At 58.5% G+C, this 14,860-nt stretch carries 14 protein-coding genes and 2 pseudogenes; 6 read left to right on the top strand and 10 right to left on the bottom strand.

Features of this window, described 5'->3' with window-relative positions; all coding sequences use genetic code 11:
• Positions 1-35: 35 nt before the first annotated feature.
• From A7J50_RS12755 to tssB, 6 genes are all read right to left on the bottom strand, one after another.
• Positions 36-527, bottom strand: coding sequence for an Hcp family type VI secretion system effector (locus A7J50_RS12755; RefSeq protein ID WP_064452113.1), 492 nt, complete (start codon positions 525-527; stop codon positions 36-38).
• A gap of 15 nt (positions 528-542) precedes the next feature.
• On the bottom strand, positions 543-2,174 hold the full coding sequence (locus A7J50_RS12750) for an OmpA family protein (RefSeq protein ID WP_237140902.1): 1,632 nt from the start codon (positions 2,172-2,174) through the stop codon (positions 543-545).
• A gap of 104 nt (positions 2,175-2,278) precedes the next feature.
• Complete coding sequence (gene tssL, locus A7J50_RS12745; protein WP_064452111.1) at positions 2,279-2,959, bottom strand: type VI secretion system protein TssL, short form; 681 nt, start codon at positions 2,957-2,959, stop codon at positions 2,279-2,281.
• Positions 2,956-4,311, bottom strand: coding sequence for a type VI secretion system baseplate subunit TssK (tssK, locus tag A7J50_RS12740; RefSeq protein WP_064452110.1), 1,356 nt, complete (start codon positions 4,309-4,311; stop codon positions 2,956-2,958). Before tssK ends, tssL begins: the two co-directional genes overlap by 4 nt.
• 24 nt (positions 4,312-4,335) lie before the next feature.
• A complete protein-coding gene (gene tssC, locus A7J50_RS12735; RefSeq protein ID WP_064452109.1) occupies positions 4,336-5,877 on the bottom strand; it encodes a type VI secretion system contractile sheath large subunit in 1,542 nt (513 codons plus the stop codon).
• A 34-nt stretch (positions 5,878-5,911) separates the two neighbouring features.
• A complete protein-coding gene (tssB, locus tag A7J50_RS12730; RefSeq protein WP_064452108.1) occupies positions 5,912-6,415 on the bottom strand; it encodes a type VI secretion system contractile sheath small subunit in 504 nt (167 codons plus the stop codon).
• A 319-nt stretch (positions 6,416-6,734) separates the two neighbouring features.
• On the opposite strand from tssB, the pseudogene tssD reads away from it, so the two are divergent.
• Positions 6,735-7,055: pseudogene (tssD, locus tag A7J50_RS12725) on the top strand (type VI secretion system tube protein TssD); the annotation flags it as partial.
• A gap of 57 nt (positions 7,056-7,112) precedes the next feature.
• Here the strand turns inward: tssD and A7J50_RS12720 are convergent.
• Positions 7,113-7,934: an aldo/keto reductase gene (locus A7J50_RS12720; RefSeq protein WP_064452107.1), complete on the bottom strand. Its 822-nt coding sequence runs from the start codon at positions 7,932-7,934 to the stop codon at positions 7,113-7,115.
• Positions 7,935-8,040: 106 nt separating this feature from the next.
• Here A7J50_RS12720 and A7J50_RS12715 point away from each other — a divergent pair, with 106 nt between their 5' ends.
• Complete coding sequence (locus A7J50_RS12715; RefSeq protein ID WP_064452106.1) at positions 8,041-8,535, top strand: DUF1543 domain-containing protein; 495 nt, start codon at positions 8,041-8,043, stop codon at positions 8,533-8,535.
• A gap of 4 nt (positions 8,536-8,539) precedes the next feature.
• On the opposite strand, the gene A7J50_RS12710 is transcribed toward A7J50_RS12715, so the two are convergent.
• A complete protein-coding gene (locus A7J50_RS12710) occupies positions 8,540-9,085 on the bottom strand; it encodes a GNAT family N-acetyltransferase (RefSeq protein ID WP_064452105.1) in 546 nt (181 codons plus the stop codon).
• Positions 9,086-9,207: 122 nt separating this feature from the next.
• Here A7J50_RS12710 and A7J50_RS12705 point away from each other — a divergent pair.
• Positions 9,208-9,621, top strand: a pseudogene (locus tag A7J50_RS12705) (hypothetical protein).
• A gap of 5 nt (positions 9,622-9,626) precedes the next feature.
• On the opposite strand, the gene A7J50_RS12700 reads toward A7J50_RS12705, so the two are convergent.
• Positions 9,627-10,835, bottom strand: a complete 1,209-nt coding sequence (locus tag A7J50_RS12700) for a TPM domain-containing protein (RefSeq protein ID WP_064452104.1) — start codon at positions 10,833-10,835, stop codon at positions 9,627-9,629.
• Positions 10,836-10,968: 133 nt separating this feature from the next.
• On the opposite strand from A7J50_RS12700, the gene A7J50_RS12695 reads away from it, so the two are divergent.
• Entirely contained in the window at positions 10,969-11,781 is an 813-nt protein-coding gene (locus tag A7J50_RS12695) for an alpha/beta fold hydrolase (protein ID WP_064452103.1), read from the top strand.
• Positions 11,771-12,904 (top strand): PAS domain-containing sensor histidine kinase, encoded by a 1,134-nt coding sequence (locus A7J50_RS12690; RefSeq protein WP_064452102.1) that lies wholly within the window; start codon positions 11,771-11,773, stop codon positions 12,902-12,904. The genes A7J50_RS12695 and A7J50_RS12690 overlap by 11 nt, the downstream gene beginning before the upstream one ends.
• Here the strand turns inward: A7J50_RS12690 and dapF are convergent.
• Positions 12,901-13,704 carry a diaminopimelate epimerase gene (gene dapF / locus A7J50_RS12685; protein WP_064452101.1) on the bottom strand — a complete coding sequence of 268 codons (804 nt, stop codon included), beginning with the start codon at positions 13,702-13,704 and terminating at the stop codon, positions 12,901-12,903. The two genes, A7J50_RS12690 and dapF, sit on opposite strands and share 4 nt — an antisense overlap.
• A gap of 109 nt (positions 13,705-13,813) precedes the next feature.
• Here dapF and A7J50_RS12680 point away from each other — a divergent pair, with 109 nt between their 5' ends.
• Positions 13,814-14,854: an alginate lyase family protein gene (locus A7J50_RS12680; protein ID WP_064452100.1), complete on the top strand. Its 1,041-nt coding sequence runs from the start codon at positions 13,814-13,816 to the stop codon at positions 14,852-14,854.
• Positions 14,855-14,860: the final 6 nt, after the last annotated feature.

Below are 14,860 nucleotides of genomic sequence, written 5' to 3'. Positions count from 1 at the left end.
CAACAGACGGAATAACGTCTGCTGGTCCTCTTGCATCAGGCGCTTTGGCGTTCGTTCCAGGAATCGGAGTGAATGATGTTGCCGTCTTTGTAGGTCCAGGTGACCTTCTCGTAGCGCAGCTCAATCTGCTCCAGATGGTTGTGTTTTTCTTTGCTCGCATCTTTGACGTCGTGCATTTTCGGCGCGACTTTTACGACCTTGACGTTTTCCAACTTGGTGATGAAGTACTCGACTTCCTGGCCGGCGTCATCGATGCGGAACCATTTGAACTCGGCGCTTTTGAGCGTCTGACCTGTGGTCACGGCCTTGTACAGATAAGGGCTGGAGGCATCGATTTCCTTGGAGAATAGGAACGGGGTGTGAACCCGCGTGCCGGTCAGCTTGCCGGTATTGTTGTCGGTTGGGATGTACAGGCTGTGGTCTTGGGCGATGACCTCGATGCTGCCCACACGCTTCTCTACATCAACGGACCCTTTAATTTCAGCGCCGCCGTCATCTTGCAGCCATAGGTAAACGGGAATAGCCATGTGAAGCTCCTTTTCTCAGGGTTGTATGTCGCTGAATGCGACAGAGGGGTCTGCGCCCGGCACCGGAATGGCCGGCGCACAGGCCCCCACTTCCGGTACCAGACGAATATCGACTCGACGGTTGGCTGAACGCCCACCCTCGGTATCATTACTTGCCACTGGCTGGTTGGCGCCAAAACCCTGAACAGCGAAGCAGCTGTCGGGGATATCACCCATGCGCTGCATCCAGTCGCGTACCGACGCAGCACGAGCGCGGGACAGTTCAAGGTTCTGCATAGGGCTGCCAGTGACGTCGGTGTGCCCGGCGATGACGATCAGCCAGCCTGACTGGGCTTTAATGTTGACCAACGCGTTGATCAGCACCTTGGTGGCGTCCGGTTTGAGTTCGGCGCTCCCAGTTCCGAACAGAGACAGGCTGTCCAGTCGCACCGGATTGGAAATTTTCGCGACCGTCGGGGACTCATAGGGATTCCGATGACCGGCGATAGTCGCCAGCAACGGCTGTCGCAACAACTCGCCGCGATACAAGCCCAGGCCCAACCTCAATGGCTCGCCCTGCCGGTAGTACTCATCCAGGCGCAGGGCGTCCTTGCGCAGTACTGCCATAGCATTTTCGCGCAAGGCGAATTGGGGCTCGTCACGCTGTGACACAGAAGGAATAGTGGTGTAGCGCCGTAGATCATCACTGACCTGACGCAACAGCAGGTTGTTCTGCCAGGCCGAGCTGGCAAAGGCCACAACACCAGCTGCCGCGAACAACCACAGCGCCGCAACCCTCGCCCCACGGGCCGGAGAGTGCCGGGCTTGAAGCGGCAGTAGATTCAACAGCGGGTCAGGAAACGGTAAGGCTGAACTCGATCCCGGCAGCGGTTGCCCTACGCCACTCAACCCGGTCTTTTCTCGTAACCATTGTTGCCATAAATTGCCGGCGATGCTCTGTGACAGCGACGGCACCAGGGTAACGGCGAAGGCCACTGGATGATCAGCAGCACGAGGCTCAAAGTGCGGGAGTATTGTTTCCTTCAACCACGTCGCTGCACTGCTCACCTGTACGCTACTGCGCAAACGTGCGGCGTACGTTGTGCTGTCGGTGGACTGTCGCTGCCAGTCGAGCAAACTGGTACAGGCACCGGACTCGCGCACGTAAGGACTCGTTTGGCCGGACTCCCAATTGAACCAGGCACCCTCGCCTTTAGCCGCTTGCAAATAGCTCACCAGCATCAGCGGCAATGCAACGCCACGCTTACGTACCAGAGCGATCTGATTGCGGAAGGCACGCACCCGGCCAGCTAACTCTGCCGAGTCGGAGTGTTCGCCCGGGTTGGCAATGAACATCACGCTCAGTTGCCCACTCCAGTTCGGGCGCTGGGCCTGTATACCGGTGGTCACAGTCAGTAGCTGATCTGGATTGGGTACTCGCACATAGCAACCCTGCAAGGTGGTGCGCAGGGTGATTTGCTCGGCAGGCACCGATCCAAACAGACCGGCTAGCCCATCGCCACAGACCAACACCACGGGCTGACGGTAGGCGAACGAAGGCAGAGATTTATCGCCCGCCAACACCAGTTGCTGGCCCTTCAGTGAGAAATGGCGCCCCCCGCGGACCCAGGCCCAGGCGAACACGATTACAACGACCAAGGCAGCCACTGTGCTAATCCAGCCAGCAAATGGTAGTACCCACAGAACGACCAAGGCCAAAACTGCGGCCCACAACCAAAGACTTCGCGTCAGCTTGAGTGTCATCACAACCCTCACGCCTGACCAGGTACGAGCGTAGCGATCAGGCCGGCCAACCAATGATCCAGGCCCCACCAGACTCCAACCAACAAAAGTCCCGCCGCCAGAACATGAACCAATGGCGAACGCGCCCAGCGCAGCGAATGCTTACGGTGACCGATGCTTTGCGTTGTCAGTGCCTGGTTGAGTTCCAATGGCGCAACCCGTGCATTCAAGGCTGCCAGCAGTTGTTCGCGCTCTGGATCGTTCACGTCACGGTATCTGCCTTGAAAACCAAGCATCAGCACGCGCTGGAATACCGTCAGTACCTGCACATCCGTCGTTGGGGTACGCAGTGCTTCTCGTATGTTTTCATACAGAAATTCACCGGCTTGATGGGTGCTGAAAAATCGTGCCTGCAAGGGCTGGCTTGCCCATTTGGCGTGGGCATCACCCTTTGCGCAGCTAAGGGCTGTCTCGTCCAGCAACGCGCATTGGGCGTGACTGATCAACTCGATGCTGCGAGCGTTTATGCCTGCATCCTTGAGGCTCTGTTGAGTCTGCTCGACCTGCTTCTCACAACGACTCCATAGATTCGAGCCATTTTGCACTGATGCACCTTGGCGCAGCTCGACCACCAATAGGTAGCTGTCTTGCAGCAGCACGTCGAGATCCAACGCGGCGTTAGGATGTTTTTTCGAGGCCGTCAGACTCATGCGCGCAGTACCGCAAACAGTTCAAGCTTGATGTCGAGCAACGTGCTCGGTACGTAAAAGGCGCAGGTGCCTTCGGCCAGCATCGCTTGCCCCTTGGCATGACCTAGATCAAGAGCGAAATATTGGTTTTCCAAGCGCAACGGAATGGCCGCAGGCACATGACTTAGCGGCTGCAACGGGACACCATCGAGCGCTGCGTTGACCAAGTGATCAACGTCGTCCGGCGTGCCCACCTTGCACAGGCGCGAGAATTGGCTTTGCAACTGTGCCGCGGGCATGCGGCAGCGCACCGACAGGTAGAAGTCGGCACCGTCCTGCTCACGCAGTCGCGCATCGTTGAGCGTGACTTGCCAGCGATTGGCACTCACTTCTTCCAGCTCCAGCGCAACAACCCGCGATGGCAGACTGGCTTCCAGCAAGGTAGAAATTGTGCGCATCAAGGGTGGGAATACGCTTTCCAACTGTTCATGCCGATAGGCAGGAATCTTGTCGATATCGTGTTCCAGGGAAAAAGTCAGCAGGCTACCTGCCAGTTTAATCAGATCCAGATACACCTGTTCGGGATGCCGTGCAGGCTGTGCCTTGAGGTCAGCCAGTACCGGCTGATAAGTGTTCAACGCGTTGAGCAGCCAGAACAACGACACATCGGCCACCGCAAAGTCAGCCATGCGCTGGTTGCTCTCACGACGCATGCCCATCAGCCGTTGCCGCTTAGCGGATAGCTGGGTCAATAAATTATCGAGTTGGGTCAGCAGCCCCGAATGGGCCGAGAAACTGAGCAACGGTGGCACATACTCAGGATCAAGATTCCAGGCGCCCTGCCCGTCACGTACCAAACGTGCGACCGGGCATGTCAGGTAATCTGCATTCTCGTCGTCAGCCAGTCGCAGGGTCAGGGCGTTTTCCAGCACACCGATCGATTGCACCTCGTCTGCGTAAACATCCTGCACTTGCCGCCAATCCTGGCGATAGCGAGTTGGCCGGTGGGCCTTCGCGCCATCGAACAAACAGTTGTTGCCATTGGCTTGCTCCAGCGGCAATGCCAATAACAACTTAGCGTTTTGAGCTTCGTCGGGTAGCAAACCTGCCAACTCCAGTGCGGGCGGCAAACGATCCACGTGGTCGGTGTCAACCAGCGTGCCATCGGGCATGCGTACACGCACTTGAGTAGCCTTGAGCTTGCCCAGCCGCAGGGCCTGCATGTCGAACGCCACCCCCAAGACACCCCAGGGGTGCACAAGCGACAAATGGGCCAGACTCTCGTTAGTCCAGGCTTCCCAGCGTGCCTGCTGCTGGAATTGTTGCGGGGACAGCAACGCCCCCGCAGCCCAAAGGGGGCGGTCGATCTTCATCACATCATTTCCCTGCGAAGTGGCTTAGGCTTTTGCCTTGGGCATCTGCGAAACCAATGACAAACTGACGTCCATGCCTTCGACCTGGAAGTGCGGTACCGCATACAGCTTGACGAGGAAGAAACCGGGGTTGTCCTCAATGTCCTCTACCGTCACCTTGGCATCGCGCAGCGGGTGGGAGGCTTGCAAATCGTCGCCCGGATCGGTCATTTCAGTGACGAGGCCGCCGATCCACTTGTTTAGCTCCAACTCCAGCAAGCGACGATCCTTGGTGGTACCGATGTTCTCGCGCTGGATCAGCTTCAGGTAATGGGCAATACGCGACAGGAGGAAAATGTATGGCAGGCGGGCATTGATTCGGCTATTGGCAGTGGCGTCGGCGGTGTCATACAGAGCCGGCTTTTGAGCTGAGTTGGCCGAGAAGAAACAAGCATAATCGCGGTTTTTGTAATACGACAACGGGATAAAACCGAGATTGGCGAATTCAAACTCACGGGTCTCCGGAATCATCACTTCGGATGGAATCTTTACCTGGTTGCCAGTGCCCAGGTCATATAGGTGAATCGGTAGTTCCGTGACCGCGCCACCCGATTGCGGACCGCGAATCTGCACGCACCAACCGTTGGTGATAAAGCTTTTCACCATATTTGCCGCGAAGGCGAACGAAGCGTTAGTCCACAGGTATTTCTCGTGGTCCGGCCCCTTCACACTTTCGATGTAGTTGAAGCTGCGGATCGGCACTGTGTCCGGACCGTAAGGAAGGCGACCCAGGACACGTGGCATGGTCAGACCGATGTAACGTGCATCGTCGCTGTCACGGAACGCCTTCCACTTGATGTATTCAGCACGGTCAAAATAGTTGCCGATATCCTTGATAGCAGCCACTTCTTCCATCGACTTCTTGCCAAAGAACGCCGGACCGACAGATCCAATGAACGGCATGTGGGCTGCCGCTGACACTTTGGAAATATTGCGCAACAGGGCAATATCTTGCGGACTGCGACTAAACTCATAGTTGGAGATAGCTGCTGCAATCGGTTCTCCACCTGGGGTGTCGTACTCCTGAGTATAAGTGTGCAAATACAAGCCGCTCTGGGCAATTTCCGGAGCGTCTTCGAAGTCTTGCACCAGATGCTCTTTGCTTATATCCAGTAGTTCGATACGCACGTTCTGACGAAAATCGGTCTGATCTATCAACGACTTCACACCACGCCAAGTTGACTCTACGCGCTGAAAATCGGGGTGATGCATGACCGCATCAAGTTGGCGACTAATCTGCTCATCCAGGGAAGCGATGTGTTCATCCAACAAGGCTTTATCTAAGCGCTCTACTTTATGCGACGACTGCTTTAGCAAATCCAGAAAGACTCTTACACCCGCAGTTACCCGCTCGTCAGCAGAAGCATCGGATAGGGCTTCGGAGTTTTGAAAAACCTCAATACCACTTAACGCAGCAACAGGACTGAGATTAATCTTGGCAAACAAGGTGCCATAGACACCCTGGTCACTGCCTGCATAATAAGTCTTATTGGACAGTGTGGTTGCGGATGATTGCTCTAGTGACATGACGCGAACTTCCTTATTAACGAGGCGACGACAATTAACGATCTTCTTGGGGAGCCAATGCGGCCAATTCAGCTCGCAGCTCGTCGCTCAGCGCGTCGTCCTTGAGGATACGTTCCAGCTCATTGCGAAAGGTGGCGTTATCCAAAAGATTGGATTTAAGATCGCGCAGCAGATTACGCATCGCCAGTAGGGCTCGTAGCTGCGGAATTTGCCGCGCTATCTTCTCAGGCTCAAAGTCCTTCATGCTCTGAAAATTCAGCTCAACAGAAGTATCGGACGCATCGTCAGCCAAGGTGTTGCTTACTGCAAGTTTCAGCCTAGGCGAGAACTCACCAAGAACGCTGTCAAAGTTATTTTTATTTATATCAACTTTGCCCCGCTCAGAGAGCGAACGCTTTTCCTCCCCATTACTGTAATCCCCCATCAGCATCAACTTCAGCGGCAACTCTACTTTTTTCTGAGCACCGCCGGTATGCAGGTCAAGCTTAATATTGACCCGTGCTTTAGGTACTTCATTTTGAAAGCTATTTGTAGTCATTATCGAATCCTCCAATATGCTTTGTCAGCTACAGCGCTGGAATTCACACTTCCAACCTACGCACCATAAAATCCACCAACCACAGCATATAAACTCCATGCTCTTAAGAAAAAAACGCCACACAACTTTCAACAATTTCCTTCTGCCATAGGATGATGTATCGCAACTAGCCTTTACTAGCCCCCACATCACAACAGAGATCTTTCCGCAGAGCTTTGACGAACCGTCCTACAAGCGACACTAATTAACCGCATGCTGAAATAAAAACTGCATAGCTTTCGAATTAGTCTTCGCGGGTTTTGCCCTGCGAAAAATCAAAAAACAGCTGATGATCAGCAAGGTCTTCGATAAATCATCACCTCTGCTGTTCAGCGCGTTGACCAGCGGCGAAGAAGTCAAATGCCGACTGGAGTGGTTCCGTACCTCTTCGGCTGGAACCCAGGAGCACTACTTCACCATCGAGCTCGAAGGGGCGACCATCGTGGATATTCAGTCGCGCATGCCCAACTGCCAGGCGCCTGAAAACGCGCACTTCACGCATTTGGAAGACGTGCACTTCACCTATCGCAAGATCATCTGGACTCACGAGGTGGCAGGTACTTCCGGCTCTGATGACTGGCGTAGCCCGGTCGCCGGCTAACCCTGGGGGATGCTGGAATCGGCGCCATGGAGGGCGCCGGTTCTGCCAGGCTGGCTGTTACACCATCGACAGCGGATGCTTGCGCTTGGGTGCGCCAAACACACGGTCGATTGCGTCCAGATCGTGCTCGTCCAGCACCAGTTTCGCGGCGCTGGCGTTGAGCCGCACATGCTCGGGACTCACTGCCTTGGGGATCGCAATCACGCCCTCCTGGCGCAGTACCCAGGCCAGGGCGATTTGTGCGGGTGTGGCCTCATGTCGATGGGCAATCTGCTTGAGCGTCGGGCTGGACAGTAGCTCACCGCCCTGGGCGATTGGGCAGTACGCCATCAACGGCAAATGGTGCTGTTGCCACCATGGCAGGAGGTCGAACTCGATACCACGCTCTTCGATGTTGTAGAGCACCTGGTTGGTGGCACAGGCTGGGGAGGCGAGTTCCTGCAGGTCGGCGACGTCAAAGTTGGAAACACCCCAACGGCCGATCTTGCCCGCCTCGCGCAGACGCTCGAAAGCTTCGACGGTTTCCTCAAGCGGGTACTGGCCGCGCCAATGCAACAGGTATAAGTCAATGTAGTCGGTGCCAAGGCGCTGAAGGCTGGCGTCACAGGCACGGGGAACGCCCTTGTGGCTGGCATTGTGAGGGTAGATTTTACTGACCAGGAACACCTGATCGCGCTTGCCGCGAATGGCCTCGCCGACCACTTGCTCGGCGCCGCCTTCACCATACATTTCGGCGGTGTCGATCAAGGTCATGCCCTCATCGATACCCAGTTGTAACGCGGCGACTTCGGCGCTGCGCTTGTCCGGGTTTTCGCCCATTCGCCAGGTTCCCTGGCCGATGACAGGGACGGGAACACCGGCCAGATCAATGGTACGCATAACAACCTCCTGATGAGTTCGCGGATTAACAGTGTGGCACTGACCGGACAAAAGGGTTCAATCGAAGTATGGTTAGCCTTTTCCAAGTCGCCAGGACGGACCTGCAATGCTGTTTGTCGTCATGCTCGGGGGCAAGCACCCACGGGCTAAAATCGAAGTTCACGATGTGGTATTCGCAGTCGCGGATACACTGCAACACACCTACGCACAATTACGCGACGGCTGGTTCGGCAGCCCGAAAGGTGTGCACATTGATGCGTGGATGGCCGTCGATGGCGTCGACGGCTGGAAAGTCGAACTCAGCCAGATGGCGCCACCTGCCGGTGCGCAGCACCTGTACTTCATCAACCTCGGCGGCTATGAAACCCACGCTTTTGGCGAGGCTCATCATTACCTGCTGGTGGTCGCCCGTGACAAGCAGGAAGCCAAGCGCAAGGGGCAGCGGCAGATGTTGCAGCACTGGTCCCAGGCCCACACCGATGGCGTGATGGACATTGACGACTGCCTGCCCATTGATCTGGTGGACGGTCGCTATGTTCACCTGGTGCAAGGCTCGCACCAGCCGATCATCCAGCAGAACGCCTACATCATCCTGCCGTGAGCCCTCACGCGTTGGGCATCAGGGCTTTACCAAACAGGCGATTCCCATGGGTTTCCCCCTGAAAGGTATACGTCGGTGAACCCAGCACCTCATAACCGCGCCGAGGGTAAAAACCCAACGCGCGTTCATTGCCCACCCACACGGTCGCCCACAATAACGAGGCGCCGCCAAGCTTGGCGCGGTGCTCTGCCGCTTGCAGCAACTGATAGCCAATACCCAGGCCGGTAAATCGCTCCTGGATATACAGGCGTTGCAGTTCGGCAACGTCAGACGCCTTGATCATCGAATGGCTGGCGGTGAGTTTGACCTGAGCAAAGCCCACGAGATGGCCGTTCGACTCAGCCACCACCAGCGAGATGTCTGGCTGCGCCATCAGTTGGGCGATGGTCTGCGGCGCAAAGGCCTGCAGCGCTTCATTGGCAATCGAGCTGCGAATACCCTGTGTCGCGTAGGTATCCAGAAAGACCTGCATACCCAGCACGCCAATGCATAAGGCGTCCTCGGGAATGGCATTACGAAGCGTGATTTCTGGGGTGATGGCAGCAGCCATTGAGCCTCCGTGCTGTGGGGTCCTGAAGATCGACGTTTTACCATGAATACAGGTGACTGCAATTGCCACTGCCAAATTGCCACAGTAGCGTTTATCCCTCGCCCAACCCGCAGGAACCCTGCATGAGCTTTTTTTCCAACCCCGATGCCGTCGCTCGCTACGCCGAGGGGCCTGTGCGCCTGGTGCGGGGTTTCGATGGCTTGCAACGCATGACCACCGTGCTGCTGCGCGAACAGGTTCCCGCCACAGGCAATGGGCTAGTGCTGGGCGCTGGGGGCGGCTTGGAGTTGAAACGGTTTGCCGACGCAGAACCGAGCTGGCGTTTTGTAGGCGTTGAAGCGCTATGCGGCGTTTGCAGTGGACTCGGGGGTGCCGGCGGCGGATGCCGAACGGCGATTACGGCGATCAGTGCGCAACTGCCGGTGCGGTCACCCGAGCAGAATGCAGCCCTGATGCAGGACGCCGGGTTCGAAGGCGTGGAACTGCTCTACGCAGGCTTCAGTTTCAACGGATGGGTAGGCTACAAACCATGCTAGCCGCGTTACCAACTGCCCGACGCCCCGCCGCCGCCACTGGAACCGCCGCCACCGGACGAACTGCTGTCGGAACTTGAGCTACTGGAACTTGAGCTGCTGTCGCTCGAACCGCTACCGCCGCCTGAGCCTGAACTTGCAATGCTCTGCACAAAGAGAATAAACGCTGCGAAAGAGGCCACCGGTATCGCGACTATCCAGCCCTGGTAACCGCGCCCCAATAGCCAACCGGCCATCACATAAATCGCCACGACCACCAAGGCACGTACGAGAAAGAAGCGCGGGCTGTTTTTCCAGGACGCCTTGATGACGAAAAACAGCCCCGCGTACAGACCCAGAATCAAAGCGCCGCCTAATGGCCATACCAGCCAATGGATCAAGCTGACGTCCATTAACCGATCCGCCACCAATACCCCGACGATGTAAGCCAGCAGCCCGATTACGCTGTAAAACACCGCGCGCGCCATCCACAGCGCACCGAAGGTCGCACCACCAATCAGCAGGGTCAGCGGCAAGACCAACAGGTAGATCGGCCAGTCCCGGCCGCCACCATAAATCGCCAGTAGCACCGTCACCACCAGCGTGGCAATCAACGCCAGTCGCCAGTGCAGTTTGCCGGCAGCGATCAGCACACCGCCAACGGCACCGGCGATGAACGCCAGCAACACCGCGATCGCTTGATGATTAATCCCCGGCTCGGCCACGTTGGGCAGGTCGCCTCCGTCTACCAGCACCGTCAGATCGTTGACCGCCTGTTGAATCCCGCCCACGTAGTCGCCCTGGCGAAACGCCGGGGTAATGTGTTCTTCGATAATGCGATGCGCCAGCAGGTCAGTGACGGTGCCTTCCAGGCCGTAGCCCACTTCGATGCGCACCTTGTGGTCACTCTTGGCGACCACCAGCAGGATGCCGTCATTGACGTCCTTGCGCCCCAGTTTCCAAGCGCGGAACAGTTGATTGGCGAAGTCTTCGATGCTCGCGCCGCCGGTGGTGGGCACCAGCAGCACGGCAACTTGCGCACCTTTGCGTTGCTCCAGGGCAGCGAGCTGAGATTTCAGGCGATCGGTGGTGCCGGTGTCCAGCGTATTGGTAAGGTCGATCACCCGCTGGTCGAGGGTCACCTTGATTGGCGAGGTGTCGGCCAGGGCCGTGTTGAACAGGCCAACAACGAGTAAGGCCAGCAGACTCAAAACAGATTGCCGCAAAAACAGCCTCATACTTTGTTACCTAAAATTTCTTCCTGAAGGCACTGACTTTACCTTATCGGCGCTATAACGCGTGACCCCGCGCCTGTGACTATTTAAACTGCTCATTACGCCAACATAGCAAAATGCCACCTATGAGAACGCCATGAACCTGAAACATCGCAACAACGTCAGTGTGATGGGCAGCGGGTCGGCGACCCTGGTGTTCTCCCATGGTTTCGGCTGCAATCAGGCGATGTGGAATTACCTCGCGCCGCCATTTATCAACCGCTTTCGCGTGGTGCTTTACGACCTCGTCGGCGCCGGGTTGTCGGATGTCAGTGCGTTCGACAAGGCCAAATACAGTGCGCTGGATGGCTACGCCCACGACTTGAACGAGATTATCGACGCCTTCGCCAGCGGCCCGGTGATTCTGGTCAGCCATTCGGTCAGCGCCATGATTGGCACCCTCGCCGACCGCCTCGCGCCCGGCCGTATCGCCGCCCATGTGATGATCGGCCCTTCGCCACGCTACATTGATGACGTGGATTATGTCGGTGGTTTCAAGCGCAGTGATATCGACGACCTGCTCGACACCCTCGACAGCAACTACCTCGGCTGGTCCAGCGCCATGGCCCCGGTGATCATGGGCGCACACGGACAACCAGGGTTGAGCGCCGAACTCAGCGACAGTTTCTGCCGCACCGAACCCGATATCGCCAAGCAATTTGCGCGAGTGACCTTCATGTCCGATAACCGTCAGGACGTGGCCGGCCTGACCACACCCGTATTGATCCTGCAATCGAGCGACGATCTGATCGCCCCGGTAGTCGTGGGTGAGTACCTGCACAGCGTGCTCCCCAACAGCACCTTTTGCCTGGTAGACAACGTCGGCCATTGCCCGCACATGAGCGCGCCGCAGGCCTGCGCGGCGGCAATGGAAAATTTCCTGGGGCCGTGGGTGGCCCATGCCGGCTGATTTGTTCGACAGCGCCGCCTGTGCCCTGGCCGTCACCGCTGAGGACGGCACGATCCTGCGTGCCAACGCACGACTCGGGGAATGGCTGGGGTTGAGCAACGCCGAGTTGCATGGGCGGCGTTTCCAGGACCTGCTGACCATGGGCGGGCGGATTTTCCACCAGACCCACCTGGCGCCGATGTTGCGCATGCATGGCAGTGTCAGCGAGGTAAAGCTCGACATGCTGCACCACGACGGGCACAAGGTGACCGTCCTGCTTAACGCCAGCAAGCGCGATCAGGCAGATGCCGTGGTGCATGACCTGGCGTTGTTCGGCACCACCGACCGCGACAAGTACGAACGCGAGCTGCTCAATGCGCGCAAGCTCGCCGAAGCCTTGCTGCAACAAAGAACCACTGCCGAAATGGCGCTGCAGCAGGCCCAGGCCGAGCTGAGCGAAGCCTACGCAGTCGCCCAGCGCCGTGCCTTGTTTGCCGAGCAGATGATGGCGATTGTCAGCCACGACTTGAAGAACCCCCTCACGGCCATCCGTATGGCGTCCGACTTTCTCAGCCGTAGCGAGCGCACGTCCAAGGAACGCCAGTTGCTGGGCCATATCTCCCAGTCGTCCGAGCGCGCGCAACGGATGATCGCCGACTTGCTGGACTTCACCCAGGCCAGGGTCGGCCACGGCATCAGCATCAAGACCACCTCGTTGGACCTGCACGCGGTGATTCAACACGCCGTCGATGAACTGCGCATGGCTTTCCCCAATGCCACGTTGAAGCACCACACCGAAGGCACGGGAGTTGCGTGCCTGGATGCCGACCGTGTGCAGCAGGTCATCGGCAATCTGGTCGCCAACAGCGTGGCGTATGGCGACTTACTCCTGCCGATCACCATCACCTCGCGCCTGGCCGACAAGGGCTGCGAAGTGGCGGTGCACAACTACGGTGCGGTAATTCCTGAAACCCTGCTGGCCGGGCTGTTCGAGCCCATGACCCGTGGCACCGACCAGGGCAGCGAGGTGCGCAGCGTGGGCTTGGGCCTGTATATCGTGCGCGAACTGGCCAAGGCGCACGGTGGCGATGTGGCAGTGAGTTCCTGCGAGAACACCGGTACAACCTTTACCGTGACGTTCTAGAGCACGTAGGCCGCGCCCTGCATGATCGGCTCCACGCTGCCGGTCAGGATCACGCCGCCCTGCCCGTCCCACTGCACGGTGACCGCCCCGCCGTCGCACTGCACGTGCACCGTATCATCGAGCAACCCGCGCCGGATCCCATTGACCACCGCCCCGCAGCAGCACGAACCGGAGCCCAGCGGCACGCCACCGCCACGCTCCCAGATGCGCAGGCGGATATGCCGACGGTCCAGCACCTGCACGAAATGCACATTGGTCTTGGCCGGGAACAACGGATGAGTTTCCAGCGCTGCGCCCTGGGCCGCCACATCAAAGGCGGTGAGGTCATCCACGAAATACGTGCAGTGCGGGTTGCCCATGCTGCACGCCGCAGGCGCGCCGTCGATGGGCAAGGTGCGGGTGTCCATTGCCTCGGCCAGCGGCACTGCCGACCAGTCCAGTGAAGGGGCGCCCATATTCACTGACACCTGCTGCCCCGCCGCCCGCACACAGGTCAACAAGCCCCGGTCGGTGCGCAATACCACCGACTGACAGCCGGTTTCATGCATCAAGCGGTCGGCCACGCCCCGGGTGGCGCTGCCGCAGGTTTGCAGCGGTGTGCCATTGGGGTTCCAGAACTTGATACGCGCGGCGGCGTCGGTGCAGTCGAGTACCACAGCCAGTTGGTTGAAACCGATGCCGGTATGGCGGTCACCCAGGCGACGGGCGACCTGCGCGGTAATCGGGTCGTCCTGACCGCGGCGGTCGATGATGATGAAATCGTCGCCATGGGCATGCATCTTCACGAAGGGCAAGGTCATGGGCTGTTTTGGATTCGAGCAGGGTTGGCAGGCAAGCATACGGGAGTTTCATCAACCCCGATTCGGCTGCGTGCTAGCGTGGGCGCGATCCCGTCCGGCAGAGCCCGCCATGAAAACCACCACCGTCGCCTTAACCGCACTGCTGGCCGTGCTTTCCCACGCGGCCATGGCGGCTGCGCAAACACCGAACCTGTGCCAGCCGGCCGCTTCGAACTCGACGGCCAAAGCGCTGCTGGCCGCCGCCCAACGGCACCTGGCCGACCCGCCCGCGCCGTTGCCCCATTTACACACCGAAGGCACGCTGCCAAACCAGGGCATCCGCGCGCAAAGCATCGCCGCCGAGAAAGACTGGCCGGTGATGCGCCAGGCGGCGCTGGCCTGGCGGTTGAGCGGCGACCCGCGTTACCTCAAACAAGTCGACGACTACCTCGCCGCATGGGCCGACGTGTATCAGCCGGACTTCAACCCCATCGACGAAACCAACCTCGATATGCTGATCAATGCCTACGCGCTGACTGCCGATCACTTGCGCCTGGAAACCCGCGCGGCCAGCCGCCGCTTGATCAGCACGCTGGGCAACGGCTATATCGCGCATATCCAGCAATTCCACGGGCAGAAAAAAGGTACCCAGACCAATAACTGGCAGAGCCATCGCGTCAAGTTGGTCACCGTGGCCGCCGCCGCCCTCGGCGACCAGGCCATGCTCGAGCAAGCCCATCAATTATTTAAACAGCAGGTTGCCGACAACATCCTGCCCGACGGTTCGGTCACCGACTTCCAGGACCGTGACGCCCTGCATTACGTGGTCTACGACCTTGAGCCCCTGGTGCAAGCCGCGCTGGCGGCCAAGCCCTACGGTGGCGACTGGCTGAACCTCAAGGCCAATGGTGCTTCCCTGGGCGCCGCGCTGGACTGGCTGGTGCCCTATGCCAATGGTCAACGCAGCCATCAGGAGTTCGTGCACACCCACGTGCAGTTCGACAAAGACCGCGCCGCCGTGGGCGAAGCCGGTTACAGCGGCACCTGGGAACCCAAAAGCAGCGCGACGCTGTTCTGGCTGGCCGCGCAACTGGACAAGCGCTATCTGCCCACGGCGACGCAATTGTCAGCGCACCCGGCGGACTGGATCAGCGCCTGCTATTTGCAGTAAGCGCGG

The organism is Pseudomonas antarctica (genome assembly GCF_001647715.1).
Classification (GTDB): domain Bacteria; phylum Pseudomonadota; class Gammaproteobacteria; order Pseudomonadales; family Pseudomonadaceae; genus Aquipseudomonas; species Aquipseudomonas antarctica_A.
Note: the sequence above shows the minus strand (reverse complement) of the source record. Positions and strands in the feature narration are given on the sequence as shown.